General features: G+C 66.4%; 24 protein-coding genes. 10 read left to right on the forward strand and 14 right to left on the reverse strand.

Annotation, left to right across the window (positions count from 1 at the left end; all coding sequences use genetic code 11):
- Positions 1 to 24: 24 nt before the first annotated feature.
- The 5 genes from K6L26_RS07485 to K6L26_RS07505 form a co-directional block, all read right to left on the reverse strand.
- Positions 25 to 663 carry a VOC family protein gene (locus tag K6L26_RS07485; protein ID WP_064896819.1) on the reverse strand — a complete coding sequence of 213 codons (639 nt, stop codon included), beginning with the start codon at positions 661 to 663 and terminating at the stop codon, positions 25 to 27.
- Between the two features lie 24 nt (positions 664 to 687).
- A complete protein-coding gene (locus tag K6L26_RS07490; protein ID WP_221852869.1) occupies positions 688 to 2,082 on the reverse strand; it encodes an acyl-CoA dehydrogenase family protein in 1,395 nt (464 codons plus the stop codon).
- 51 nt (positions 2,083 to 2,133) lie between these two features.
- The gene (locus K6L26_RS07495; RefSeq protein WP_051752824.1) at positions 2,134 to 2,460 is read right to left on the reverse strand and encodes a hypothetical protein; all 327 of its coding nucleotides are present in this window, start codon (positions 2,458 to 2,460) and stop codon (positions 2,134 to 2,136) included.
- A gap of 180 nt (positions 2,461 to 2,640) precedes the next feature.
- On the reverse strand, positions 2,641 to 2,934 hold the full coding sequence (locus K6L26_RS07500) for a hypothetical protein (protein WP_036392266.1): 294 nt from the start codon (positions 2,932 to 2,934) through the stop codon (positions 2,641 to 2,643).
- 300 nt (positions 2,935 to 3,234) lie between these two features.
- Positions 3,235 to 3,825, reverse strand: a complete 591-nt coding sequence (locus K6L26_RS07505) for a TetR/AcrR family transcriptional regulator (protein WP_064896817.1) — start codon at positions 3,823 to 3,825, stop codon at positions 3,235 to 3,237.
- An 83-nt stretch (positions 3,826 to 3,908) separates the two neighbouring features.
- Between K6L26_RS07505 and K6L26_RS07510 the strand changes: the two genes are divergently transcribed.
- Both K6L26_RS07510 and K6L26_RS07515 read left to right on the forward strand, forming a co-directional pair.
- On the forward strand, positions 3,909 to 5,072 hold the full coding sequence (locus tag K6L26_RS07510) for an acyl-CoA dehydrogenase family protein (protein WP_064896815.1): 1,164 nt from the start codon (positions 3,909 to 3,911) through the stop codon (positions 5,070 to 5,072).
- Positions 5,073 to 5,095: 23 nt separating this feature from the next.
- Positions 5,096 to 5,476: a DUF5709 domain-containing protein gene (locus tag K6L26_RS07515; RefSeq protein ID WP_064896813.1), complete on the forward strand. Its 381-nt coding sequence runs from the start codon at positions 5,096 to 5,098 to the stop codon at positions 5,474 to 5,476.
- Here K6L26_RS07515 and K6L26_RS07520 read toward each other — a convergent pair.
- Together K6L26_RS07520 and K6L26_RS07525 are read right to left on the reverse strand one after the other, a co-directional pair.
- Complete coding sequence (locus K6L26_RS07520) at positions 5,463 to 6,677, reverse strand: MFS transporter (protein WP_064896812.1); 1,215 nt, start codon at positions 6,675 to 6,677, stop codon at positions 5,463 to 5,465. The two genes, K6L26_RS07515 and K6L26_RS07520, sit on opposite strands and share 14 nt — an antisense overlap.
- A gap of 132 nt (positions 6,678 to 6,809) precedes the next feature.
- Positions 6,810 to 7,673: an LLM class flavin-dependent oxidoreductase gene (locus K6L26_RS07525; RefSeq protein ID WP_019344232.1), complete on the reverse strand. Its 864-nt coding sequence runs from the start codon at positions 7,671 to 7,673 to the stop codon at positions 6,810 to 6,812.
- Here K6L26_RS07525 and K6L26_RS07530 point away from each other — a divergent pair.
- Positions 7,672 to 8,922 carry an MFS transporter gene (locus K6L26_RS07530; protein ID WP_081281676.1) on the forward strand — a complete coding sequence of 417 codons (1,251 nt, stop codon included), beginning with the start codon at positions 7,672 to 7,674 and terminating at the stop codon, positions 8,920 to 8,922. The two genes, K6L26_RS07525 and K6L26_RS07530, sit on opposite strands and share 2 nt — an antisense overlap.
- Here the strand turns inward: K6L26_RS07530 and K6L26_RS07535 are convergent.
- A complete protein-coding gene (locus K6L26_RS07535) occupies positions 8,906 to 10,183 on the reverse strand; it encodes a diiron oxygenase (RefSeq protein ID WP_019344230.1) in 1,278 nt (425 codons plus the stop codon). The genes K6L26_RS07530 and K6L26_RS07535 overlap by 17 nt on opposite strands.
- Before the next feature lie 124 nt (positions 10,184 to 10,307).
- On the opposite strand from K6L26_RS07535, the gene cobF reads away from it, so the two are divergent.
- Both cobF and K6L26_RS07545 read left to right on the forward strand, forming a co-directional pair.
- On the forward strand, positions 10,308 to 11,066 hold the full coding sequence (gene cobF / locus K6L26_RS07540; RefSeq protein ID WP_064896810.1) for a precorrin-6A synthase (deacetylating): 759 nt from the start codon (positions 10,308 to 10,310) through the stop codon (positions 11,064 to 11,066).
- A 6-nt stretch (positions 11,067 to 11,072) separates the two neighbouring features.
- The gene (locus K6L26_RS07545) at positions 11,073 to 11,456 is read left to right on the forward strand and encodes a phage holin family protein (protein WP_036392277.1); all 384 of its coding nucleotides are present in this window, start codon (positions 11,073 to 11,075) and stop codon (positions 11,454 to 11,456) included.
- Here the strand turns inward: K6L26_RS07545 and K6L26_RS07550 are convergent.
- Positions 11,427 to 13,172: an FUSC family protein gene (locus K6L26_RS07550; protein WP_081281675.1), complete on the reverse strand. Its 1,746-nt coding sequence runs from the start codon at positions 13,170 to 13,172 to the stop codon at positions 11,427 to 11,429. The genes K6L26_RS07545 and K6L26_RS07550 overlap by 30 nt on opposite strands.
- A 40-nt stretch (positions 13,173 to 13,212) precedes the next feature.
- Between K6L26_RS07550 and K6L26_RS07555 the strand changes: the two genes are divergently transcribed.
- Together K6L26_RS07555 and K6L26_RS07560 are read left to right on the forward strand one after the other, a co-directional pair.
- Positions 13,213 to 14,070 carry an Fpg/Nei family DNA glycosylase gene (locus K6L26_RS07555; RefSeq protein WP_019347319.1) on the forward strand — a complete coding sequence of 286 codons (858 nt, stop codon included), beginning with the start codon at positions 13,213 to 13,215 and terminating at the stop codon, positions 14,068 to 14,070.
- 44 nt (positions 14,071 to 14,114) lie between these two features.
- Positions 14,115 to 14,864 carry an SDR family oxidoreductase gene (locus K6L26_RS07560; RefSeq protein WP_019347320.1) on the forward strand — a complete coding sequence of 250 codons (750 nt, stop codon included), beginning with the start codon at positions 14,115 to 14,117 and terminating at the stop codon, positions 14,862 to 14,864.
- A 14-nt stretch (positions 14,865 to 14,878) separates the two neighbouring features.
- Here K6L26_RS07560 and K6L26_RS07565 read toward each other — a convergent pair whose 3' ends face one another.
- Complete coding sequence (locus tag K6L26_RS07565) at positions 14,879 to 15,301, reverse strand: hypothetical protein (RefSeq protein ID WP_131805782.1); 423 nt, start codon at positions 15,299 to 15,301, stop codon at positions 14,879 to 14,881.
- 218 nt (positions 15,302 to 15,519) lie between these two features.
- Between K6L26_RS07565 and K6L26_RS07570 the strand changes: the two genes are divergently transcribed.
- Entirely contained in the window at positions 15,520 to 15,849 is a 330-nt protein-coding gene (locus K6L26_RS07570) for a hypothetical protein (RefSeq protein ID WP_064964353.1), read from the forward strand.
- 18 nt (positions 15,850 to 15,867) lie between these two features.
- Here the strand turns inward: K6L26_RS07570 and pgi are convergent, their stop codons facing one another.
- Positions 15,868 to 17,517, reverse strand: coding sequence for a glucose-6-phosphate isomerase (gene pgi, locus K6L26_RS07575; protein ID WP_221852870.1), 1,650 nt, complete (start codon positions 17,515 to 17,517; stop codon positions 15,868 to 15,870).
- A gap of 50 nt (positions 17,518 to 17,567) precedes the next feature.
- On the opposite strand from pgi, the gene K6L26_RS07580 reads away from it, so the two are divergent.
- Positions 17,568 to 19,016, forward strand: a complete 1,449-nt coding sequence (locus K6L26_RS07580) for an NAD-dependent succinate-semialdehyde dehydrogenase (RefSeq protein ID WP_019348783.1) — start codon at positions 17,568 to 17,570, stop codon at positions 19,014 to 19,016.
- A 79-nt stretch (positions 19,017 to 19,095) separates the two neighbouring features.
- Positions 19,096 to 21,102: an SGNH/GDSL hydrolase family protein gene (locus tag K6L26_RS07585; RefSeq protein WP_047038608.1), complete on the forward strand. Its 2,007-nt coding sequence runs from the start codon at positions 19,096 to 19,098 to the stop codon at positions 21,100 to 21,102.
- A 5-nt stretch (positions 21,103 to 21,107) separates the two neighbouring features.
- Here the strand turns inward: K6L26_RS07585 and K6L26_RS07590 are convergent, their stop codons facing one another.
- From K6L26_RS07590 to K6L26_RS07600, 3 genes are read right to left on the reverse strand one after another with little or no spacing between them, the layout of a single operon-like run.
- Positions 21,108 to 22,034, reverse strand: a complete 927-nt coding sequence (locus tag K6L26_RS07590; RefSeq protein WP_221852871.1) for a hypothetical protein — start codon at positions 22,032 to 22,034, stop codon at positions 21,108 to 21,110.
- Positions 22,031 to 23,239 carry a DUF6973 domain-containing protein gene (locus K6L26_RS07595; RefSeq protein ID WP_019348436.1) on the reverse strand — a complete coding sequence of 403 codons (1,209 nt, stop codon included), beginning with the start codon at positions 23,237 to 23,239 and terminating at the stop codon, positions 22,031 to 22,033. Before K6L26_RS07595 ends, K6L26_RS07590 begins: the two co-directional genes overlap by 4 nt.
- A gap of 60 nt (positions 23,240 to 23,299) precedes the next feature.
- A complete protein-coding gene (locus tag K6L26_RS07600; protein ID WP_085980501.1) occupies positions 23,300 to 23,542 on the reverse strand; it encodes a chorismate mutase in 243 nt (80 codons plus the stop codon).
- Between the last annotated feature and the right edge of the window lie 48 nt (positions 23,543 to 23,590).

Consider the following 23,590-nt stretch of genomic DNA (forward strand, 5'->3'; position numbering starts at 1 on the left):
GGGTGGTCGGCGCCCCGACACACGTCAACGGCGTGGAGTCGCCGAGATCACGGCGGTGCGGACCGACATACCGAAGTCGCGGTTCCGGACCGTGGTGATTCGGCGCCCCGGCTGTACGGCGTCCTTGATCGGTGCGGTGTGGTTGCCGAAAAAGGCGGCGGTCGCGTCGATGTCGTCGACGACATACGTGATCCCCCACAGCTTCGAGGGACCGTCCGACGCGGTCTCCGGCGACCCGACGACCTCCAGGATCAGCTCCCCGAGCCGGAAGAAAATTTGCCGCATAGGCCGGCCGCCCAATTCGGCATCCCGCTCCCGGCGTGGTTGCACGCCGATGGCGCCCAGTGACGAAACGGTGCGGCGCAGGTCCGGGGACAACAGCACGACGTGGTCGATCGCGGTGGCGCCGTTCGGGTGGGTGCCGGGGTCTGCGATGTTCGTGGTCGATCGCCGTGTGGGGATGCCGTCGAGGTCCTCGACCGGTCCGTACCCCGGCAGACCGCGCAATGCCCACCCGGTGATGCCGGTGCCGCGATCGTCGCCGATGAGACGGATGCGCACGTGGCCCACCCGGCAGGTGCCATCGGGATCCACACTGAATCCCGCTCGCGCCCAGGCGTCCGGCGGATCGGCGACATCGAGCGCGTCGACGGTGACGGTCATGGCCGTCGAATCTATCGGGCGGCCTCACTTCCGGGGCGGCTGTATCACCTTCATCGCCAGCCGCATGACCGGATCGGGCACCCGATCCCTGGCGGACAGCGCCGTGTTCGCGGCCCGGGTGCGCAGCGGCGTGCCCCGACCGAACCAGCGGTTCAACGGCCCACCGGACGGCTCCAAGTCGACGTGTAGTGGAGGCTTTCCGTCGGCGGCGCCGAGAGCGTGCGCGATGACCATGCGCTGGATCTCACTGGTGCCCTCAAAGATCGTGTACAGCTTGGCGTCCCGATACCATTTCTCGACGGGATGCTCAGTGATGTAACCCCAGCCGCCCATGGTCTGGATGGCCCGCTCGGTGGTTCTGACCGCAACCTCGCTGGCGGCCAGCTTCGACATCGACCCCTCGCCCCGTTCGAACGGCACGCCGCTGGCGGCCATCCACGACGCCCGCCAGGTGAGCAGCCGGGCCGCGTCGATCTGGGTGGCCAGGTCGGCGAGCGGAAACGCCACGCCCTGGTTGTCGATGATCGGGCTACCGAACGCGATCCGGCGGTTCGCGTATTCCGTGGCGTATTCCAATGCGGCCCTGGCGATCCCGAGCGCCTGCGCAGCCACCATCGGCCGGGTCTGTTCGAAGGTGCCCAGGGTGGCGGAGCCGGAATGCCGCGCACCCTCCACCGCTTCGCGGGCCCGTGCCAGTTTGTATTCGAGCTTCTCCTGTCCGCCGAGCAGATTGCCGGCCGGTACCCGGACACCGTTGAACTTGAGCTCGGCGGTGTGGGAGGCACGGCAGCCGAGCTTGTCCAGTTTCCGCACCATCTCCAGGCCAGGCGTGCCACCCTCCACCACGAACAGGGCCTGCCCCTTGTGGCCGAGATCCTTGTCGACCACGGCGTTGACGACGTGCACATCGGCGATGCCGCCGTTGCCGATCCACATCTTGTGGCCGTCGATGATCCAGTCCGCGTCCGGTCCCGAGCCGCTCCGGGTGGCATACGTGCGGAGGTTTCGTACGTCACTGCCGCCTTCGGGTTCGGAGATCGCCAGCGCAGCCAGTTTGAGGTCGCCCGGCGTGCCGAAACACTCTGGTGCCCACTGCAGCATCTGTTCCGGTGAGGCGGCCTGGCCGATCGCCGACAGCGCGAGTGCCGGCATAACGATGGCCAAGCCGATCCCGGCACACCCCCAGAACAGTTCCTCCATGAACATCGGGAGAGACAGGCCCGTGGGATCGCCGATCAGGTCTCGGTAGAACAGTGGACTGTAGAAGCCCTGGGTGGCGGCTTCTTCGAGCACCGGCCACGGAAACTCCTGCCGCTGGTCATATTCGGCGGCGACCGGCCTGATGACCTGCTCGGCGAACTCGTGTGCCCGTCGGGCGAGGTCATGTTGCGCCGCTGTGGGGGTGATGTCGAATGCCACAGCCGATGGGGTACCCCACTGCGCCCGCCGCCGAACTTCTCGGTTCTACCCTCAGTCGGACGTTTGCTCCGCCGCCGCGATTCTCTGCCGGGCCTCGGCCGGCGAGATCCGAAGTCTTCGGGCCAGCACGGCGGCCGGATCGAACCGCGGCGGCGACGCGGTCTCGGTGGCCACCATTCGCCCCAGCAGCCGTTGTTGTGCGGTGGCCAAACGTTTTTCCCCGGCGTCGAGCCGACTCAACACCTCATGGAGCTCCGAGCGCGTCAGGGCATGCACCGACAGCGCATCGATTTCTTTGCAGGCGGCGTTGAGGTGATCGAGGGCTTCGCCGACGATCGACCGCTCGAGATCCCTCTCGGATGCCAATATCGAACTCATGTTCGGTACCGTACGCCGACCCCCTGACAAGTCGATTCGACGCGACGCTCACCGCAACTGCCGGGCAAATGACAATCGGCCGCACAAACTGTGCGGCCGATTGCGGACATCGTGATTTCACCAAACAGCTACATGCGGTTTGGCGGATCAAACAAATGCGCTCCCTGTTTTATTCCTCACTCAGCAGGCGACATCGACATATGCCGTCTTTGAAATGACGGTGGTGTTGATGGAACTGCCGCCCCTGGAGTCATTGGTGGCGATCGTCTGGCCCTGGCGTACGCCGAGTACGGTGCAATTGGCCAGTGGCGCGGCGCCCGTGCGGTTGACGATCACGTGATATCCGCTGGTCTGTAGGCTCTTTACGGTCTGCTCGGCTGACTGTTCGGTCGGGGCGGCAGCGGCGACGCCCCCGAGGAAACCGGCGGCGGCCAACCCGCCCGCAGTTAATGTGGCGATGGTATATGACTTCATTTCCCAACCCTCCGTTGCCGGCGGCACCAGAAGTCCCACTACTTCCGGTTGCCACCTACTACGTCTAATTGGGAACTGGGTTCGAAAATTCCAGAATTCTCAGCTGAAAATGCGGAATTTCTCAGGAAGCGGGTCAGCTTTCCCGGGTGGCTCTGTGGAAGCTGCGCTCGGCAGTGGTACCCCTCTGGCCGAGGCGGCCGCCAACGGCGGAGCGTCAAACCCATCCGTCGGTTCCGGACGGAATCTTCCGCTGAGCAACTGCCGTTGGCCGCGCAGACGTGTGGGACGGCGGTGACTGGCTCAGCTGTCCTCGACGGTGATCCGCAGCCGCGGTCTGCGTTCGGCTCCGGAACCGTCAACGCGGTCCCACACCGCATCGACCAACGGGGCCAGTAGCATCTCGCCCATCTGACGTACCAGGACTGCCACGACCTGGGTCGACTCACGGCGCTTAGTCGATGCACGGCCTGCCTTGCGCAGTGTGCTGACCTCGCGTGCGGTCAGCTCGACGAGGACGTCGAGAAGATGCAGATTCTCGCCGGACGGGTCCAATATCGCCCGGCGCACATAGTTGACCACCGCCGGGTTCTCCTCCAGCATCTGGCGGACGGCGCTGTCGCGGGCGGCGGCGAGATCCGAGGGGCGGTCGATGTCGGGGACCGTTGCGAGTGCCGCCGCGAAGTAGTCCACCACCAGCTGGTCCACGGCCGCGCGTAGTCCGGCTTTGGACTTGTAGTGGTGCTGTACCAGGCCCAATGTGACTCCGGCCTCGGAAGCGATGGTGCGCAATGAGATTCGGTCCGGACCGGATTTCGAGTACAGGTCGAGTGCGGCATTGCGAATGCGGGCCTTTGCCGTCAGGTCCTCGTTGGTGGCCCGCGGGTTGACCATGGCGACATCTCCCTGTACATCTGACTTCCAGACGATACATTTGTATCGTAATTGGTGACTGCGACCAAGCTGAGGTGGCGACGATGTCTGAACTGTTTCCCGACTACCGGGCGTCCTGGGAGACGGATCAACACCGGGAGCTGCGCCGTCACGCCGCAGACTTCTTTCGCAAAGAGGCCACGCCCAATCAAGAACGCTGGGCCCGCAATCACCAGGTCGACCGTGAATTCTGGAACAAGCTCGGCGACGCGGGACTGCTGGGGCTGGATCTACCGGAGGAGTACGGCGGGGCCGGGGGCGACTTCGGTTTCTCGGCCGTGGTCGCCGAGGAGCTCGCGCTGGCGCACGATTCAGCATCGGGATGGGTGGTGCACTCGCCGATCGTCGCGCACTACATCAACACCTACGGCAATACCGAGCAGAAGCAGCGCTGGATGCCGAAGATCGTCAGCGGCGAGGCGGTCCTGGCGATCGCGATGACCGAGCCTGGCACCGGCTCGGATCTACAGGCGGTCCGCACCACGGCCGTTCGTGACGGTGACGATTACATCATCAACGGGTCGAAGACGTTCATCTCCAACGGAACTCACTGCGACATTTTGGTGATCGTCGCCAAGACCGACCCCTCGCAAGGTGCAGCGGGGATCTCGCTGATCGTTGCGGAGACCAACGACGGGCTGCAGGGCTTCGAACGCGGACGGGTGTTGGAGAAGGTCGGCCAGCACGGCCAGGACACCCGGGAGCTGTTCTTCTCTGACATGCGGGTTCCGGTCGCGAACCTGCTCGGCGAACAAGAGGGCCTGGGCTTCTATCAGCTGATGGAGCAGTTGGCCCGCGAGCGCCTGGCCATCGCGTCGGTGTGCTCCGGTATGGCCGAGGCCTCCGTGCTCGAGGCGATCCGCTACACCAAGGAGCGCGAAGCGTTTGGCAAGCCGTTGATCGGTTTCCAGCACAACCGGTTTGCCCTCGCAGAGCTCAAGGCCGAGGTGTTGTCGATCAAGGCGACGGTCGACTACTGCGTGCAGTCCTACATCGACGGGCGCAACGATCCGGCCACCGCGTCGATGGCCAAGTTGATCGCCGCCGACAAAGGTGTGGCCGTGGTGGACCGTTGCGTGCAGTTCTTCGGCGGCTACGGCTACATGATGGAGTACCCGATCGGCCGGGCCTACGCGGCGGCTCGGGTCAATAAGATTTACGGCGGTACAAGCGAAATCATGAAAGAGATCATCAGCCGGTCACTGTGACGGATCTGTGCCATCGTTGAATCATGAGCAGTTCTGACGAGTACAGCATCGATGACGAAGACCAGTTGACTCAGGAAGACACCCTGATCGACCGAGGTGTCGAGGACCTGCTCGACGAGGGCTACTCACCACCGGACCGCTGGCGCGAACCCCGCGACAACGAGACCCTCGATGAGCAGCTGGCCGAGGAAGAGCCCGATCCCGCGATGCAGCTCGATGACGACGATTCCCCCGACGAGCAGGCCGGCGACGACGAGGTCGGCGGTCAGCGTTCGGGCCGGCTGGTCGCCCCGGATGCCGGCTTCGGTGAGGACGACGAGGCCGAGCTGCTCGGCACCGACGTCGGCATCAACGGTGGCGCGGCCTCCGCGGAAGAGGCCGCGGTCCACATCATCGAGGAGTAGAGCTCCGGCGCTGCAGTGCCACCGACACGGTGAACACCAGCAATCCGCCGACGGCCAGCAGGGCGCCGGCAGCCGCAGGTGCGGTGTAGCCGAGGCCTGCTGCGATCACCAGGCCGCCCACCCAGGCGCCCGTCGCATTACCGATATTGAGGGCGGAATGGTTGAGCGCGGCGGCCAGCGTCTGGGCGTCGCGGGCGACGTCCATCAACCGCGTCTGCAGCGCGGGACCGACTGCCGAGCCGGCCATGCCGACGCCGAACAGCAGCGGCAGCGCGGTCCACGGGTTGTGCGAGCCCAGCGAGAACGCTGCGAGCAGCACCGCCAGCGAGCCCAAGGACAGGTACAGCGCCCGGATCACCGAGGCGTCGGCCAGCCGGCCACCGATGAGGTTGCCGGCAACCATGCCGAGGCCGAACACCATGAGCGCGACGGGAACCATCGACCGGGACAAGCCCGTCACATCGGTCATCGTGGTGCTGATGTAGGTGTACACGGCGAACATGCCGCCGAAGCCGATCATGCCGACCAACACCGCCAGCCACACCTGAGGGCGGCGCAGCGCGCCGAGTTCGGTCAGCGGGCTGGTGACGTGCATGGTCCGTAGGTGTTGGGGCAGCCACCGCCACTGGGCGGCCAGGGTGATCAGGCCGACGCCCACCACAAGGCCGAACGCGCTGCGCCAGCCCAGGGCCTGGCCGAGCCAGGACGCCAGCGGCACGCCCAGGACGGTCGCGACGGTCAGTCCGCACAGCACATACGCCACGGCCTTGGCCCGGTTCTGCGGACCCATCAGATGGGCGGCGGCCAGCGCCGCGATCCCGAAGAACGCACCATGCGGTAGACCCGCGACGAACCGAGCGATCACCAGGGTCGGATAGGTCGGCGCCAGCATGCTGGCCAGGTTGCCGAGGGTGAATACCGCCATCAGGGTGAGCAGCAGGGCCTTGCGGGGCCAGCGTGCGGTGAGGGCGGCGATGACGGGCGCTCCGACAACGACGCCCAGCGCGTAGGCGGAGATGACGTGACCGGCGGTGGGCTCGCTGATGCCGAAGCCCGTCGCGATGTCGGGCAGCAGACCCATCGCGACGAACTCGGTGGTGCCGATGCCGAAGCCGCCGAGGGCCAGGGCGAACACCGCGAGCATCCGGACGGTGGGATCAGGCGCGACGATGGCACGCGCACGTTCGAGGGAGGTCGTCATTCGCAGGCTTTCCGAGGGGGCACGGACTAAAGCTCTCGGACAGCGTTGGCGAGAACGGCGGGTGCAACGCTAACGGCGCGGCGAGTGTTCCCTCAAATCCATCGTTCGATGCGCGATGAGAACGCCCTTGGCCTACACCTTGGCGATGACGTTCTCCGCGAACTTCTCGAGATGACGGATCTTGCGATCGAGTGGCTCGGGATCATCGCCCTTGATGTAGGGCAGCCGGAAGCCCACGATCACGTCGGTGACGCCCTTGTCCTCAAGCCGTTTGATGCCGTCGGGCGTATACGCGTCGGCGGAGATGACGTGGACCTCAAACGGTCCGGTCCGGCCTTCCTCCGCTCGAATCTCGTCGAGTCGTTTGAGTAGGACGTCGAGGTCATCGGTGCCGCCGCCGTGCATCCAGCCGTCATTGCGGGCCGCACGCCGCAGGGCTGCCTCGGCGTGCCCGCCGACCAGGATCGACACGGGCTGCGACGGTGCGGGGGTCATCTTGGTCTTGGGGATGTCGTAGAACTCGCCGTGGTACTCGAAGTAGTCACCGCTGGTCAGGCCGCGGATGATGTCGATGCACTCGTCCATACGCTTGCCGCGGCGCGCGAACGGCACACCCATCAATTCGTAGTCCTCGGGCCACGGGCTGGTGCCGACACCGAGCCCCAGCCGGTTGTCGAACAGGGCATTGAGCGACCCGACCTGCTTGGCCACCAGGGCAGGCGGGCGGATGGGGAGCTTGAGGACGAAGAAGTTGAACTTGAGCGTGGTGGTCGCCGCGCACAGGGCAGAGGCCATCACGAAGGCCTCGATGAACGGCTTGCCGTCCAGGAAATCCCGGTTGCCGTCGGGCGTGTAGGGGTACTTCGAGTCGGATTCGAACGGGTAGGCGACGCTGTCGGCGATCGTCATGGCGTGGTACCCGGCCGCCTCGGCCGCCTGGGCCAGCGGAATGTAGTAGGTGGGATCGGTCATGGCTTCGGCGTAGGTGAACCGCATGCCGTACACACTAGAACGTGTTCTAGTTCTGTGGGCCGGATCGGGCAGGCATGATGACCGGGTGCCCGCCTGGCTGACCCGGAACGTCCGGGTGCTGTCCGCCGTGTCCTTCCTGCAGGACGCCGCGAGCGAACTGCTCTATCCGCTGCTGCCGATCTATCTGACCGTCGTCCTCGGTGCCCCGCCCGCGGTGGTCGGGGCGGTGGAGGGGGCTGCAGAAGGCGCGGCGGCGATGACCAAGCTGGCCGCGGGCCCGCTGGGTGACCGATTCTCCAAGCGGCCCCTGATCGCCACCGGCTATGGCATGGCCGCGCTGGGCAAGGTGATGGTGGCCGCCGCGAGTGCGTGGTCGGGCGTGCTCGCGGGCCGCGTCGTGGACCGGCTCGGCAAGGGCATCCGAGGGGCGCCCCGCGATGCGCTGCTGGTCGCCGATATCGACGACGCTGCCCGCGGCCGGGTCTTCGGGTTTCACCGGGCGATGGACACCATGGGCGCCGTCGTCGGTCCCCTGCTGGGCCTGGCTGCCTACGAAATGCTCGACCACCAGATCGCGCCACTGCTGTGGGTGGCCGTGGTGCCCGCGGTGCTCAGTGTGGCGTTGGTGTTCCTGGTCTCCGAAAGGGGCAGGGGGAAACGTTTTCCGGGTCCGGCCAAACAGCGTCAGCCGGTGTTCTCGAGGGTGCGCGACCTGCCCGGACGCTACTGGCGGGTGACGGCCGTGCTGGTGGCATTCGGCCTGGTGAACTTTCCCGATGCGCTGCTGTTGTTGCGGCTCAACGAGATCGGCTTCTCAGTGGTCGAGGTGATCCTGGCTTACGTCACCTACAACGCCGTCTACGCGCTGGCCAGCTTCCCGGCCGGGCTGCTGGCCGACCGGATCGGCCGGCTGCCCGTGTTCGGCATCGGGCTGGTGTTCTTCGCGATCGGCTACGCCGGGCTGGGGCTTACCACCGATCCGCTCATGGCCTGGCTGTTGATCGGAGCCTATGGATTGTTCACCGGGTGCACCGACGGGGTCAGCAAGGCGTGGGTGTCGTCCCTGGTCGGCTCCGACCTGCAGGGCAGCGCGCAAGGAGTCTTCCAGGGGCTCAGCGGGTTTGCCGTGCTGGGCGCGGGGATATGGGCCGGGCTGACCTGGACTGCCGTGCCAGGTCAGCCCGGCCAACTGCCGCTGCTCATCTCGGGGATCGCCGGGGCGGTTTTCGCGGCCGGCTTGCTCGGCCGCTCGGTGCTTACCCGGCGGCGCTGACTTCGGACCCGTCGGCGCCGTCCAGTGCGAACGGCGGCGCACCGATCCCGGCGACCGTGTGCGTGCCCTGCGAGGTGCGCTCGGTGATGCGGGCGTCGACGGTGCGAGCACCGATGCTCAGCCGCACCGGCCCGGCCACCACGGTGCTGGGCGCATCGAGAATCGTTCCGCGCCAGTGGTACTGGCCGTCGATCGGATCGAGGTGGCCGGTCAGCCGCACGTGGACCCGCCGATCGCCGTCACCGGTGTCGAGGATGGCGAAACCGTCGTACACGTCTTCGGTGAGGTCGGCCTCCACGCTCGTGGCCGAACCGGAGGCGGCCGTCAAGGGCGGCGTCTTGGCTGGGAGGAAGCCTGACCGCCGCCACATGCGCCGGCCGAGGCGGCCCATCAGTCCGACCTCTTCGAGGAATGCGGCCAGAGGGGCGAATCCGGAGATCTGTACCTCGCGGCGGTGGGCGCTGGAGCGCGCCATCCGGCGGGCGGCGCGGGCGTCGAGGCCGATGCGCGCGTACTGCACCTTGTTGGTGAACAGGTAGCGGAAGAAGTAGCCGCCGACACCGTTGAGGTTGGCCACCCAGGCTCGCTTGTACCAGCGCATCGACGGTGTGCGCTGACGCAGGCCGTCCCGGGCGAACTGGATGTGGCGGGCTTCCTCGGTGACGTGAATGCGCATGAGGCGCTGCACCATCGGCTGCAACTCGGGGTCGTCCATCATCTGCCGCTGCAACGAGTCGAAGATCTCCTCGCCGACCAGCGCGGCCACCCACAGCACCGAGCCGCGGAAGAAGAACGGCAGGGTGTTGATGATCATCCGCTGGTACAGCCGCGGCGTCACGGGCTTGGCGCCGATCTTGTCGATGGCCTTGCCGAACATCACCATGTGGCGGGTCTCGTCGCCGAGTTCGGTCAGCTCGTAGTGCGTGGAGCTGGAGGTGGGGTCCTGGTGCATCATCTTGCGCAGCAGCGACTGGTTGAGGATGTTCTCGAACCAGATGCCGGCCGACAGCGTGTTCGCCAGCTCCTGGCGCGACAGCTCGATCTGCTCCTCGCGAGACATTTTGTCCCACAACGGGGTTCCGTACAGTGACACGATCCGCGGTGGCAGGAAGAACTTGTCCGGATCGATCGGCGCCTGCCAGTCGATGTCCACCACCGGCGCGTAGGACTTGCGAACTGAACCCTTGAGCAGGCGTTCGGAAAACGCGTCCCGCCGTGCGGCGTTGGACGAGCCTGCGCCGGGCCTGACCGAAGTTGTCACCGTTGACGTTCCCTTCGTTTGTGGTCCCCCTCACTCCGACGTTAGGGACCGACAATGCGTGATGTCAATACCCCGGGTACCGGATACTTGGGGTACCCGGTTCTGGTTCGGATAACCTTCGACAGTGCGTCGCATCCACGTCATCGGAATCGGGGCCGGTGATCCGGACTTCGTCACGGCCCAGGCTGTTTCCGCGCTCAACGACACCCAGGTCTTCTTCGCGATGGACAAGGGGCCGCGCCGAGGCGCGACCGATGAGCTGGTCGCCGTACGCAAGCAGATCTGCGACCGCTTCATCACCGAACCCGGCTACCGCTTCGTCGAATTGGTCGACCCGCCGCGTGCCGAGGCCGCAGACGTTGCGGGGTACCGCCGAGTTGTGGCGGACTGGCATGCCGAGCGGGCCCGCATCTGGGCCGCGGCCATCGAAACCGAACTCGGGCCCGACGGCGTCGGGGCCTTTCTGGCCTGGGGCGATCCGTCGCTCTATGACAGCACCCTGCGGATCCTGGACAAAGTCTCCGAATATGTGGACTTCGAGTACGACGTCATTCCCGGCATCACCGCGATCCAGGTGCTCACCGCCCGGCACCGTATCCCCCTCAACGACGTAGGCGAACCGGTACTGATCACCACCGGACGCCAATTGCGCGAGCACGGCCTGGCCGGCAGCGCCGTGGTGATGCTCGACGCGGACTGCACGTTCGCGCAATGCCCGCCGCAGACCCGGATCTGGTGGGGCGCTTATCTCGGCACGCCGGATGAGTTGCTCTATGCGGGAACGGTCGGCGATATCGGCGCCGAAATCGTAGCTGCACGCGCCGAAGCGAGGGCCCGGCACGGCTGGATCATGGACACGTACCTGCTGCGCTCGGCAGACTAGTCCGCCATGAGCTCATTTCTCCTGCGCGCCGCGATAACCGGATTCGCGCTCTGGGTCGTCACTCTCATCGTGCCGGGGATCTACTTCATCGGTGGTGACACGACCATTGCCAGGGTCGGCATCATCTTCGTCGTCGCGGTGATCTTCGGTCTGGTCAACGCGTTCATCAAACCCGTCGTGCAGATCCTGTCGATCCCGCTGTACATCCTCACGCTCGGGCTGATCCACATCGTGATCAACGCTCTGATGCTGTGGATCACGTCGTGGATCACCGACCACACCACCCACTGGGGCCTGCACATCGACCAGTTCTGGTGGACTGCCATCTGGGCGGCCATCGTGCTGTCGTTGGTCAGCTGGCTACTGTCGCTGGTCAAGGCCCTCGCGTAGGGCACAAACCTGCTCGCTGAGTGCCGCTGCCGTGTCGGCGGCGGCCTCGGCGCCCGCGTCTGTGTCGCGGTCACGCTCGGCGCCCCAGCAGGCCGCCAACGTGCGGTACGCGAGTTGTTCGGTGGCCACCACCGTCGGCCACATACGTTCGGCCCCAACGCGTTGCGCGGCCGACCCGCCGATGCTCGCGTCGTAGGCCGGGAGCAGTTCCATGGCGCGCAACTGTAGATCGCGCCGCGCCGTCCGGGCTGCGGCGGAGGTGGCGTCGTCGGCGGCCAGGTGAGGCACGGTGGCGGTCACCGCGTCGAGCGTGGCGGTGATCGCAGTGTGCAGGCCGGTCGGATGGCGTAGCCGCTGGGTTGCCCAGTAGACCGCCAGGGCCACCGCGCAACCGATCAGGGTGTCGCTACCGCGGGTCAGCAGCAGTTCGCCGAGATTGTCGATCGGCTGACCGCCCGAGGCGATGGTGAGTGCGGCCGGGGTGATGAAGACGACGGCGAGCGTGTAATTGCGCACCACGTACATCTCGATGGCGAACTGCAGTGCGCCGATCACCAGCGCCAGCCACAGGCCCTGCGGGTGTAAGGCGAGAATGGCCCCGGCGACACCGAGTCCGAGCCAGGTACCCAGCGTGCGTTCCGCCCCACGGGCAACGGTGCGCTGCCAGTCGAAACCTTGATGCAGCATCAGCACCGCGGCAGCCATCGCCCAATAGGCGTGCGTCATCGTCAGGGCCTGCGAGATCAGCACGGCGATCACACCGGAGATCGCGACCGCGACCCCTACCCGTGCGGCCAGTTGCAGCGATACCGAACCCGGCGTCAGGGCACGGTGCAGCAGTCGCAGTGCACTGGGCCGACCGAGCGGAATCCTTTCGGCGCCATGCTCATCGGTGACCGCGTCGGCAGGCAGAGTCGCCAGGTGACGGGCCAGGGCCACGCCGTCATACGCCAGCGGCTCTCCGGTGTCTGCGGCCCGCATGGCTTCGGCGAACAGCACGTGCAGCCGTCGGTTGACCACACGCAACCGATACAGCGCCTGGTCGGGTTTCGGTTGTACTGGTTGATAGTTGACCAGGGTGACCCAGGCGGTGTGCAGCAGGAGCGCGGCCTTGTGGCGGGTATCGGGCGCGGGGTTCTCCAGGTAGGCCGCGACGGCGCCCGCGGCCGCAGCCACCGCGGCCTTCTCCGGCCCGCGGGGTCGGATCAGCGCGCCGGACATGTGCACCAGCCAGGCGAACGCGCCCCCGGACAGGACGAGTGCGGCGTGATGGGCCGGACTCAGATGCAATGTCGCCGGCGTGCCAGTGCCGGCCGCGCAGGCCAGCACCACCATGTACGCGCCGGGCGGGCCGATGCTCAGTGCGTGGCAGACCAGGGTGGCGACCACGGCGATCGCGGTGACGGTGGCCACGCCCAGCCACGGCGTTGCCGACGCCCAATCACCGAGGGCTACCGCGGCGGCGAAGCACACCGCGACCGCCCCGAGGTATATGCCGCGATTCAAATAGGGGCGGCCGCTGCCGTAGAGCGAGGTGAACCCGCCGATGGTGGCGATCAGCCCGGCCGTGGTGTCCCCGGCCAGCCACCCCACGAGAACGGGCACGGCCATGCAGATTCCGGCGCGCAGGGCGAACGGCCACCGCCGCGGCACGCTGTTGATCACGAAGATGTTCCGGATCGGGTTGATCGCTGGGGGCGCAGGCCGGTCGGACATGTCTACAGCATGCTCGGCGTTTCGCTGACACACTGGAGCCATGCCTGAACTGCCCGAAGTCGAGGCGCTGGCCGATCACCTCCGCCGACATGCGACCGGCCGGGAGGTCACCCGCATCGACGTGGCCGCGTTGTCGGTGCTCAAGACGTTCGACCCGCCGACGACGGCGTTGCACGGCCAGACGGTGACCGGGGCGAATCGGTGGGGCAAGTACCTCGGTCTCGAGGTCGGCCCCTGGCACCTGATCACGCACTTGTCCCGGGCGGGGTGGTTGAAGTGGTCCGACAAGCTGTCGCCGGCGCCGCTCAAGCCGTCGGGCAAGGGCCCGATCGCGCTGCGCGTGCACCTGGGCGAGGGCGTGGGCTTCGACCTGACCGAGGCGGGCACCCAGAAGCGGTTGGCGGTGTGGGTGGTCGACGATCCGATGGCGGTACCGCAGATCGCCGCGCTGGGACCCGATGCGCTGTCGCTGGATTCGGCCGGGCTGGCCGGCGTGCTGGCAGGCAATTCCGGACGGATCAAAACAGTGATCACCGATCAGAAGGTGATAGCGGGCATCGGTAACGCCTACAGCGACGAGATCCTGCATGTGGCCAAGCTGTCGCCGTTCGCGACGGCGGGCAAGCTGACCGACGCCCAGCTGGCCGCGTTGCACGACGCGATGATCTCGGTACTCACCGATGCGGTCGCGAGGTCGGTGGGGCAGCAGGCCGCAACGCTGAAGGGGGAGAAGCGGTCTGGCCTGCGGGTGCATGCCCGAACCGGACTGCCATGCCCGGTATGCGGCGACACGGTGCGGGAAGTGTCTTTCGCCGACAAATCGTTCCAGTACTGCCCGACGTGCCAGACCGGTGGCAAGGTGCTGGCGGACCGGAGGATGTCACGCCTGCTGAAGTAGCGGCCCCGTTTTTGACAGTTGTCTAACTCGGTTATCCTGCAGCGATGACCCGTCAGAAGATCCTCATCACCGGTGCCAGCTCTGGGCTGGGCGCGGGCATGGCCCGCCAATTCGCGGCCAAGGGCCGTGACCTGGCTCTGTGTGCCCGCCGCACCGAGCGGCTCGACGAGCTCAAGGCCGAACTGGCCGACCGGCACCCCTACATCAAAGTCGCTGTCGCCGCGCTGGACGTCAATGACCATGAGGCCGTGCCGCGCGTTTTCGGCGAGCTGTCCGAGGAACTCGGCGGCATCGATCGGGTCATCGTCAACGCCGGCATCGGCAAGGGCTGGCCGCTGGGCGAGGGCAAGCCGTGGGCGAACAAGGCGACGATCGAGACGAACCTGATCGCCGGGCTGGTGCAGATCGAGACGGCGCTGGAGATGTTCAAGAAGTCCGGCAACGGTCACTTGGTGCTGATCTCGTCGGTGCTCGGCAACACCGGCGTGCCCGGTGGCAAGGCCGCCTACTGCGCATCGAAGGCCGGGATGACGTCACTCGGTGAGTCGCTGCGCGCCGAATACGACAAGGGCCCGATCCGGGTAACTGTCGTCGAGCCGGGCTACATCGAGTCGGAGATGACGGCCAAGTCGGCGACCACCATGCTCATGGTGGACAACGAAACCGGCGTCCGGGCGATGGTTGAGGCCATCGAGCGAGAGAAAGGCCGGGCCGTGGTTCCGCGTTGGCCCTGGGCTCCGTTGACGCAGGTGATGCGCTTGCTGCCACCGAAGTACACCAAGCGCTTCGCCTAGCGCTTCACCTGGCGTCAGGGGACGTGTACGCAACCCACGCCGGGAACACAGCCGCCGCCACCGCCGGGGCCGCCACCACCGGTCGGGCCACCCGGGATTGAACCGCCGCCGCCACCGGGGCCGCCACTACCGGTCGGGCCACCGGGGATCATGCCGCCGCCGCCACCGGGGCCGCCGCCACCGGTCGGGCCACCGGGGATCATGCCGCCGCCACCACCGGGGCCGCCGCCACCGGTCGGGCCGCCCGGAATGGAGCCGCTACCGCCTTCTGGGCCGCCGGTACCGGTCGGTCCGGGAGCCGGAGCCGGAGAGGTCGTGGTTTCCGGGGTTGTCACTGTCGTGGTGGCGACCGAGGATGCCGGAGCCGTGTCGTCGCTCGAACCGCACCCCGCCAGCAGCGGTGCCGCGGTGAGCGCGACGCCCACACCGACTGTCATCGACCACTTGCGGATAGTTGGCCAGGCGCCGTTGTTGCAGGTTGTCAAGATCGGTCGGTGCGTTGACATCGTTGAACCCCCAGTTCTGTCGGTCCACATTTTCTGTGGAGCACGGAACGGGTTCCCATTGCCGGCCGGATTGAATCATCAGCATGATCCGGACCACTGTCGGTGGACGTCAGGTTTGGGCTCGAAGTGGACGTGGGTAGCCCAGTCCCATGACCACAAAGTTGATTACCTCGATGTTGTTCGCAGGCGCTGCAGCAGGTGCTGTGGCCTTCGCTCCGGTGGCTTTCGCTGAGCCCGGACCGCCGCCGCCGGCTCCGCCGGCCCCGGGTTGCTACAACCCGGACGGCACCCCCTGTACCCCGTCGGCGGGTCCGCAGGGTGCGGGCGCCGAGGTGCCCGGTGGCCCAGGCGCACAGGCCGGGTCTGACGGCCACGTTTCCGCCGGTGTTCCGGGCGGTCCGTGGGCCGAAGCCGGCCCCGGTGGCGGCGTCGCCTGTGTTCCGGGCGGGCCGTGCCGAACCATTGACCTGCCCGGCTGAGCCAGCCGGCGACCAGCCCTAGGCCGAACGTCCGCGTTCGACGCGGTATCGGCGCACCAGGGCATCGGTCGATGAGTCCGACTGCTTGCCAGGTGATCCCGATTCGGTGATCACCGGCAGCAGGGCCTTGGCCTGGGTCTTGCCAAGCTCAACGCCCCACTGGTCGAAGGAGTCGATACCCCACACGACTCCTTCGGTGAACACTTGGTGTTCGTAGAGGGCGATGAGCTGGCCCACCACCGACGGCGTCAACCTGGTTGCCAGGATTGACGTCGTCGGTCGGTTTCCCGGCACCACCTTGTGCGGCACCACAGCGGCCGGTGTGCCTTCTGCCGCAATCGCTTCGGCAGTCTTGCCGAACGCCAATACCTGGGTCTGGGCGAAGAAGTTGCTCATCAACAGGTCGTGCATGCTGCCGGTGCCGTCGGCGGTCGGCAGGTCGTCGGTGGGTTCGGAGAAGCCGATGAAATCGGCCGGCACCAAGCGAGTGCCCTGGTGCAGCAGCTGATAAAAGGCGTGCTGACCGTTGGTTCCCGGCTCACCCCAGAAGATCTCACCGGTGTCGGTGCTCACGGCGCTGCCGTCGGCCCGTACCGACTTGCCGTTGGATTCCATGGTCAGCTGCTGAAGGTATGCCGCGAAGCGGGACAGGTCGTTGGAGTAGGGCAGCACCGCACGCGATTGTGCGCCAAAGAAATTCGAATACCACAGCCCGATCAGCCCCAGCAACGCGGGAGCGTTCTCGGCCAGCGGGGCGGTGCGGAAGTGCTCGTCGACCAGATGGAAACCGGACAGAAATTCGGCGAAGCGCTCACGGCCGATCACCGCCATCACCGACAGCCCGATGGCCGAGTCCACCGAGTACCGGCCACCGACCCAATCCCAGAACCCGAACATGTTGGCGGTGTCGATGCCGAACTCGCCCACCAGCTTCGCGTTGGTGGACACCGCCACGAAATGCTTGGCCACGGCGTCTTCGCCGAGGGCGTCGATCAGCCACCGCCGGGCGGCGGTGGCGTTGGTGAGCGTCTCCAGGGTGGAGAACGTCTTGGAGGCGACGATGAAAAGTGTTGTGGCCGGGTCGAGATCAGCCAGTGTCGCCACCAGGTCGGCCGGATCGACGTTGGAGACGAAGCGCGCGCTGATGCCGGCGTCGGCGTAGTGACGGAGGGCGTCGTACACCATCACCGGCCCCAGGTCCGAACCGCCGATGCCGATGTTCACCACGGTCTTGATGCGTTCGCCGGTGGCGCCGCTCCACTCACCGTTGCGTAGCCGATCGGTGAAGTCGCCCATCCGGTCCAATACAGAGTGCACATCGGCTACGACGTCCTGGCCGTCGACGGTCAACGATGCGTCGGCAGGTAACCGCAGCGCGGTGTGCAGGACCGCGCGGTCCTCGGAGGTGTTGATGTGTTCCCCGGCGAACATCGCGTCGCGGCGGGCTTCCAGCCCGGCTGCGCGGGCCAGATCCGCCAGCAGTTCCAGGGTGCGCCGGGTGACGCGGTGCTTGCTGTAGTCGATGTAGAGGTCGCCGACGGTCAGCACGAGTTCGGTGCCGCGGTTCGGGTCCTCGGCGAACAACTCCGTCAGATGGAGGTCACCGATCTCGTCATAGTGCTTCGACAATGCCTGCCAGGCCGGGGTTGCGGTGATGTCAGCACTCATTCTCTCGACCTTAATGCGGGACTCGAAGTGAAGGTGTACATGATGGATGTATGGCCATTGAAGACTTGATTTCATCCGTACCCACGGGTCTGTGGATCGGTGGTGAGGAACGCCAGGCCGCAGCGACGTTCAATGTGCTGGATCCCAGCGACGATCAGGTGTTGGCCACAGTGGCCGACGCGACAGCCGCCGATGCCGTCGCCGCATTGGACGCCGCATGTGCGGTTCAGGCCGAGTGGGCCGCGACCGCACCTCGTAAACGGGGCGAGATCCTGCGTTCGGTGTTCGAGAAGATCACCGAACGAGCCGACGACATCGCCGCGCTGATGACTCTCGAGATGGGCAAGGTGCTGGCCGAGAGCAAGGGCGAGGTCGCCTATGGCGCCGAGTTCTTCCGCTGGTTCTCCGAAGAAGCGGTCCGCATCGCGGGCCGCTTCACCCCGGCGCCGGCGGGTACCGGCCGCATCCTCGTCACCAAACAGGCTGTCGGCCCGTGCTACGCCATCACGCCGTGGAATTTCCCGCTGGCCATGGGCACTCGCAAGATGGGGCCGGCGTTCGCCGCGGGCTGCACCATGATCGTCAAACCGGCACAGGAAACCCCGCTGACCATGCTGCTGCTGGCCAAGCTGATGGATGAGGCCGGCCTCCCCAAGGGTGTGCTCTCGGTGTTGCCGACCAGCAACCCGGGTGTGGTGACCAGCGCACTGATCGACGATGGCCGCTTGCGCAAGCTGACCTTCACCGGCTCGACAGGTGTGGGCAAGGCCCTGGTGAAGCAGTCCGCGGACAAGCTGCTGCGCACGTCGATGGAACTGGGCGGCAACGCTCCTTTCATCGTGTTCGACGACGCCGATGTGGATGCGGCGGTCGACGGGGCGATCCTGGCGAAGATGCGCAACGGCGGTGAGGCCTGCACGGCCGCCAACCGGTTCCACGTGGCCAACTCGGTACGCGAAGAGTTCACCGACAAGCTCGTCAAACGCATGAGCGAGTTCACCCTCGGCAAGGGCATCGACCCGTCGTCCACATTGGGCCCGCTGATCAATTCCAAGCAGGTCTCCACCGTCACCGAACTCGTCTCCGACGCGGTGTCCAAAGGGGCGACGGTCGCCGTCGGCGGCGTCGCGCCCGGCGGTCCGGGCAACTTCTACCCGGCCACCGTCCTGGCCGATGTGCCCGCCGATGCCCGGATCCTCAAAGAGGAGGTCTTCGGTCCGGTCGCCCCGATCACCGGTTTCGACACCGAGGACGAGGGTGTGGCCGCCGCGAACAACACCGAATACGGCTTGGCTGCTTACGTTTACACGCAGTCGCTGGATCGGGCCTTGCGGGTGGCCGAGGGAATCCAATCCGGCATGGTCGGCATCAATCGCGGTGTCATCTCCGATGCGGCCGCACCGTTCGGCGGCATCAAGGAGTCCGGGTTCGGCCGTGAGGGCGGCATCGAGGGCATCGAGGAGTACCTCGACACGAAATATATTGCGCTGACCCGGTAGCGCTCCGTCGCGCCTTCCCGACTCGGCGCCCGATGCCCCCTAAACTCTGGGGCTCGGACGCCAAGACGGGAGGGCTTACGTGACTGCGGCGCCGGTCCGTGCTGCCAGCCGGCGTCGGCGTGCCTCCATCCGGCGCGACATACCCGCACTCGACGGCATCCGTGCCGTCGCCGTGGCTCTGGTGCTGGCCGGCCATGGTGGAGTGCCGGGCGTGGCCGGAGGGTTCATCGGCGTCGACGTCTTCTTCGTGCTGAGCGGATTCCTGATCACCTCGCTGCTGCTGGACGAGTATCGACGCACAGAGCGCATCGATCTCAAGGGCTTCTGGATCCGGCGGGCCAAACGCCTGTTGCCGGCGATGGTGTTGATGACGTTGGCGGTGGTGATCGCCCGTCCCTTGTTCTCCTCGGATGCGGTGACCTCGCTTCGCGAGGACGCGGTCGCGGCGTTCTTCTGGATGGCGAACTGGGTCTTCGTCGCCGCCGACACCGACTACTTCAGTCAGGGCGCGCCGCCGTCACCGTTGCAGCACACCTGGTCGCTGGCGGTCGAAGAGCAGTACTACGTGGTCTGGCCGCTGCTGGTGTTGGCCGCCGCGCTGTTGGTGCGCCGCCGTTCGGCCGGCGCGGTGCGGGCCGTGGTGTTCGTACTCGCGGTGCTCGGAGTGGTCGGCTCGGCTGTGTTGGCGATCGTGATGTCGGGTGATGCCGGTGAGCTCAACCGGGTGTACTTCGGCACCGACACTCGAGCGCAGGCCCTGTTGATCGGCGCGGCTGCCGCGGCACTGCTGGTTCGCGACTGGTCGGCGTTGACGATGTCGGGCACGTTGATCCGGACCCGGTGGCGGCGCTGGATCGCCTGGATCCTGCCGGTGATCGGCGTGGCCGTGCTGGCGGCCGCCGCGCACTTCGCGACCGGCAGCGCCGACGAATTCCACCATGGCCTGCTGATCGTGGTGGCCCTGGGCGCGGTGCTCGTCGTCGCCCCGGTCGCCCTGGATCAGGACGGCTACGTGGCCCGGGTGTTGGCGTGGTACCCGCTGGTCACCCTCGGCGTCATCTCCTACGGCGTCTACCTCTGGCATTGGCCGATCTTCCAGATCCTCAACGGCGAGCGCACCGGGCTGCAAGGTTGGTCGCTGCTGGCACTGCGGTGCGCGGTGACGATCGCGGTGTCGTGGGTGTCGTGGTGGGCGATCGAGCAACCGGTCCGGCACTGGCGTCCTCAGCACGTCCCGATGCTGCGGTTGGCGGCGGCGACGGTGGCCACCGCCGCGGTGGTGACGATGACGGTCGTCCCGGTCGGCGTGCCGACCCGCCCTGCGGGCCCTGACGTGATGGCCGCCGCCGCGTCCGAGCAGGACGTCGGCGCCGAACGCGCCGTCCCGGTGGGACCGCCGCCGGCACTACCCCCCGGCACCCAGACCGTTGCGGTGTTCGGCGACTCGGTGGCCTGGACGTTGATGCGATATCTGCCTGCCACTCCGGGTTTCCATTTCAGCGATTACACGACCATCGGCTGCGGCGTCGCCCGCGGCGGCCCCTACCGGTCGGCGGGGGAGACCCTGAACCAGAAGCCCGAGTGCGATTCCTGGCCGGAGCGTTGGGCGCAACGGATCGCCCATGACCGCCCGCAAACCGTGCTGTTGATGATCGGCCGCTGGGAAGTCGTCGACCGGACCTGGAAGGGCCGGTGGACACACATCGGCAACGACGCCTACGACGCCTATCTCAAAGGTGAGTTGCAGCGCGCATTGGACATCCTCAGCTCGACCGGCGCGCGGGTGGTCGTCACCACCGCGCCCTACAACCGGCGCGGCGAGCGGTCGGACGGCACGCTGTACCCCGAAGATCAGCCGGGCCGCGTGCAGGCCTGGAACACCATGCTGCGCAATGTGGTCGCGCAACGGCCGAACGTGTCGATCCTGGATTTCAATGCCAAGCTCAACCCGGACGGCAAGTACACCGCGAAGATCAACGGCGTGCGGATGCGCAGCGACGGTGTGCACCCGACCTCAGAGGCAGTGCAATGGCTAACCCCGTGGTTGCTCGACTCGCTCAAGATGCCCGGTAAACCGGCGGGCTAGTCGACCTATCGAGGGCAGGTGTCGAACTGCGCGCGCAAGCGCTGCTGTAGTTCCTTTTCCGCTGACGACAGGCTGTCGCCGCGCGCCGTTCCGGGATACCCGCAAGCGCCTACATGCACGGTCCCGTCGGGTGCCGCGGGAAGGAAGATCTGGCCGACTTGCCAGCTCAACATCAATGGCGAGTCTGGTCCGGCGCCTAGCCGGCCGATGACATCCTTCATGGCTGGCTCGACCGCCTGGAAGTCGGTGACCGCGACATTCAGCTCAGTGATGACACCGGAACTGACCGTCACCGCGCCTACCTGAACGGGGAGCGAGTCGAGTTGAGAGCTGACGCGGCGTTCTTCCTCAGGTGAGAACGGAAAATAGATGCGCCAGCGCTGCACGCTGCTCGATGCGCCCGGGTAGATCTCGGCCAGACCAATGCTGCCCAGGCTTTCCCGAATCATGGCGAGCGTGACCGGCAGCGGCGATTCGCGTGAGACATAGAGGTTGCCGTCCGGGATGTCGTGGCGGGTCCACTTCACCACCGCAGCCGGACCCACCGCTGGAGTGAGTTGACGTAGCCGCTCGACATCGTCGACGAACTGACGGGCATCGAGGTCGGCGACCGTGCCGCTGACGAGGATCAGTGGCTTTTCGGCGACACGGATGTTGACGGTGTCGAGATCCTCGTGGGGATTGTTTTTGAGTGTGTCGACGACCGCCCGGATCTGCCCGGGCGTCGCGCTTGTCATCGTCACAAAGAGATTCGGCAGCGTGACGGTGGCCAGCTCTGCGTCGTTTGTCGCAAACCCTGCGCTGGTGACACCAGGCATGGCGGCGACGGTGTCCTTCAGCCTATCGGCGCCGTTGTCTTTGCCGGGGCCGATGAAGCATCCACTGAGCAGACCGGTGACAACAAGAGCGATCGCGGCTATCGCTCGCGTCATGCTGGTACTCCTGGGGTTCGTCCCTCAGTGGGGTAGGGGGTGGGATCGCCGGGTGGAGCGTTCTTGGGATCGCCACCAGGCAGGCCGATCGGCAATTTGGGGTCGTTGCTCCAGGTCAAGCCTGCGCCGTCCTCACTCACGATCACGGTGTCGCCACCTCGCACCGCCGATTCCACCTGAGCGGCGAGTTCCTCAGGTGACGCTTTCGGGTTGGCCATGCCGATCTGCCGGCCAATCTCGTTGTTGTACAGATCCATTGCCTCGCGTGGGGCAGGATCGCCTGGGCGGCGTTCGTGCGCCGTGGCGAACTTGCGGGTCCACTCTTCACCGAATCGTTGTGTCATCAGCGCATTCCAATACGTGTGCCGGAACGCGTCGGTGTGGTTATCGCTGGTGTTGCCGTCCGGTGGCGGGAACTTCCTGCCGGCCTCGTCGATTGCAGCTTGCTTGATGTCGAAGAAGTCCTTGACCGCGAAAGGACCTTGGGTTGCGGCCAGTTCTGCGAGCACGCGGTATTCCCCGACCGTGAGGTTGGCATCCCCTTTGACTTCGTCGCCGAGGACGCCCCCAATTGTGTCGAGCAGCCACTTGGGAAGCATCCGATCGTCTTTGACCTGGTACTCGCGAAGAATCTCTTCGAGCTTCTTACGGGGATCGTCCTCCAGCGTCGATCCGGCGGCCTCACCTGCTCCGAGCTTCTGGTACCCGTCGGCGATTTCGGTGATGTCGTTGCCGATGTCCGAGAGATCAGCCGTGGTGCGGCTGATGATCTCGCTGATCTGGCCCATGCCGGCGGCGACGATCGGCAGCAGCATCTTCTCCCGAAGGGGGCCTGGCGGAACCGACTTAGCCAAGTCGACCACCTGATTGTGAACGGAGAGCAGATCCTCGCGTCCCAGTTTGACAACGTAGGCGGACGCATCGATTTGCGAGCCAAGACGCTGATCCAGAGCGGCGAACGCCCCCATCTTCGCGATGTTCCTGTTGTTGGCCTCCAGATACGCTTCGGACGCGGTGCCCGTCCATGAGTCACTCGCGATGGTTCCCGCCATGTCGCTCTCGACCGCGCGGACGGTGGCGCTGCTCTCGAACAGCGGCGTACCCGGTTGTGGAGTGCCGCTGCCGAAGTTCGACTGCGCCATGCGTGAGGTCTTCAGAAATGCCTCAAGCACGCTCACCGGTGCCGCCCACGGTTTGTCACCCACCAATTATCCGGGCCGAGAGCGCAGGGTCTTTACAGCATTTTGCCAGGCGGGCTAGTCGACCTAGTGCCCCAGCCGGCCGCGGCCGAGCTGCAGTAGCAGCATCGCCAGGTCTTTGCCTTCAGGGCCGAGCACGCTGTAGCGCTCGATGACCTTCATCTCACGGTTGTGCACCAGCCGGGTACCGCCGGAGGCCATCCGGACCTTGCCGATCTCTTTGGAGACCTCGGTACGCCGCTGGATGGCGGCCAGGATGGTGGCATCGAGTTCGTCTATCTCCCGGCGCAGGTCATCGATCTCAGGCACAGGCTGATAGTCCCAGTCGGCCCGTGCCAGCGCAAAACTGTCCCCCCT

This window comes from Mycobacterium farcinogenes (assembly GCF_019739075.1).
Taxonomy (GTDB): Bacteria; Actinomycetota; Actinomycetes; order Mycobacteriales; family Mycobacteriaceae; genus Mycobacterium; species Mycobacterium senegalense.

Excerpts from the sequence above, each read along its gene's own strand:
- K6L26_RS07485 (WP_064896819.1), bottom strand. The coding sequence starts at position 663 with ATGACCGTCACCGTCGACGCGCTCGATGTCGCCGATCCGCCGGACGCC.
- K6L26_RS07495 (WP_051752824.1), bottom strand. The coding sequence starts at position 2,460 with ATGAGTTCGATATTGGCATCCGAGAGGGATCTCGAGCGGTCGATCGTC.
- K6L26_RS07500 (WP_036392266.1), bottom strand. The coding sequence starts at position 2,934 with ATGAAGTCATATACCATCGCCACATTAACTGCGGGCGGGTTGGCCGCC.
- K6L26_RS07505 (WP_064896817.1), bottom strand. The coding sequence starts at position 3,825 with ATGGTCAACCCGCGGGCCACCAACGAGGACCTGACGGCAAAGGCCCGC.
- K6L26_RS07510 (WP_064896815.1), top strand. The coding sequence starts at position 3,909 with ATGTCTGAACTGTTTCCCGACTACCGGGCGTCCTGGGAGACGGATCAA.
- K6L26_RS07515 (WP_064896813.1), top strand. The coding sequence starts at position 5,096 with ATGAGCAGTTCTGACGAGTACAGCATCGATGACGAAGACCAGTTGACT.
- K6L26_RS07520 (WP_064896812.1), bottom strand. The coding sequence starts at position 6,677 with ATGACGACCTCCCTCGAACGTGCGCGTGCCATCGTCGCGCCTGATCCC.
- K6L26_RS07530 (WP_081281676.1), top strand. The coding sequence starts at position 7,672 with ATGCCGTACACACTAGAACGTGTTCTAGTTCTGTGGGCCGGATCGGGC.
- K6L26_RS07525 (WP_019344232.1), bottom strand. The coding sequence starts at position 7,673 with ATGCGGTTCACCTACGCCGAAGCCATGACCGATCCCACCTACTACATT.
- K6L26_RS07545 (WP_036392277.1), top strand. The coding sequence starts at position 11,073 with ATGAGCTCATTTCTCCTGCGCGCCGCGATAACCGGATTCGCGCTCTGG.
- K6L26_RS07550 (WP_081281675.1), bottom strand. The coding sequence starts at position 13,172 with ATGTCCGACCGGCCTGCGCCCCCAGCGATCAACCCGATCCGGAACATC.
- K6L26_RS07555 (WP_019347319.1), top strand. The coding sequence starts at position 13,213 with ATGCCTGAACTGCCCGAAGTCGAGGCGCTGGCCGATCACCTCCGCCGA.
- K6L26_RS07560 (WP_019347320.1), top strand. The coding sequence starts at position 14,115 with ATGACCCGTCAGAAGATCCTCATCACCGGTGCCAGCTCTGGGCTGGGC.
- K6L26_RS07565 (WP_131805782.1), bottom strand. The coding sequence starts at position 15,301 with ATGACAGTCGGTGTGGGCGTCGCGCTCACCGCGGCACCGCTGCTGGCG.
- K6L26_RS07570 (WP_064964353.1), top strand. The coding sequence starts at position 15,520 with ATGACCACAAAGTTGATTACCTCGATGTTGTTCGCAGGCGCTGCAGCA.
- pgi (WP_221852870.1), bottom strand. The coding sequence starts at position 17,517 with ATGAGTGCTGACATCACCGCAACCCCGGCCTGGCAGGCATTGTCGAAG.
- K6L26_RS07580 (WP_019348783.1), top strand. The coding sequence starts at position 17,568 with ATGGCCATTGAAGACTTGATTTCATCCGTACCCACGGGTCTGTGGATC.
- K6L26_RS07590 (WP_221852871.1), bottom strand. The coding sequence starts at position 22,034 with ATGACGCGAGCGATAGCCGCGATCGCTCTTGTTGTCACCGGTCTGCTC.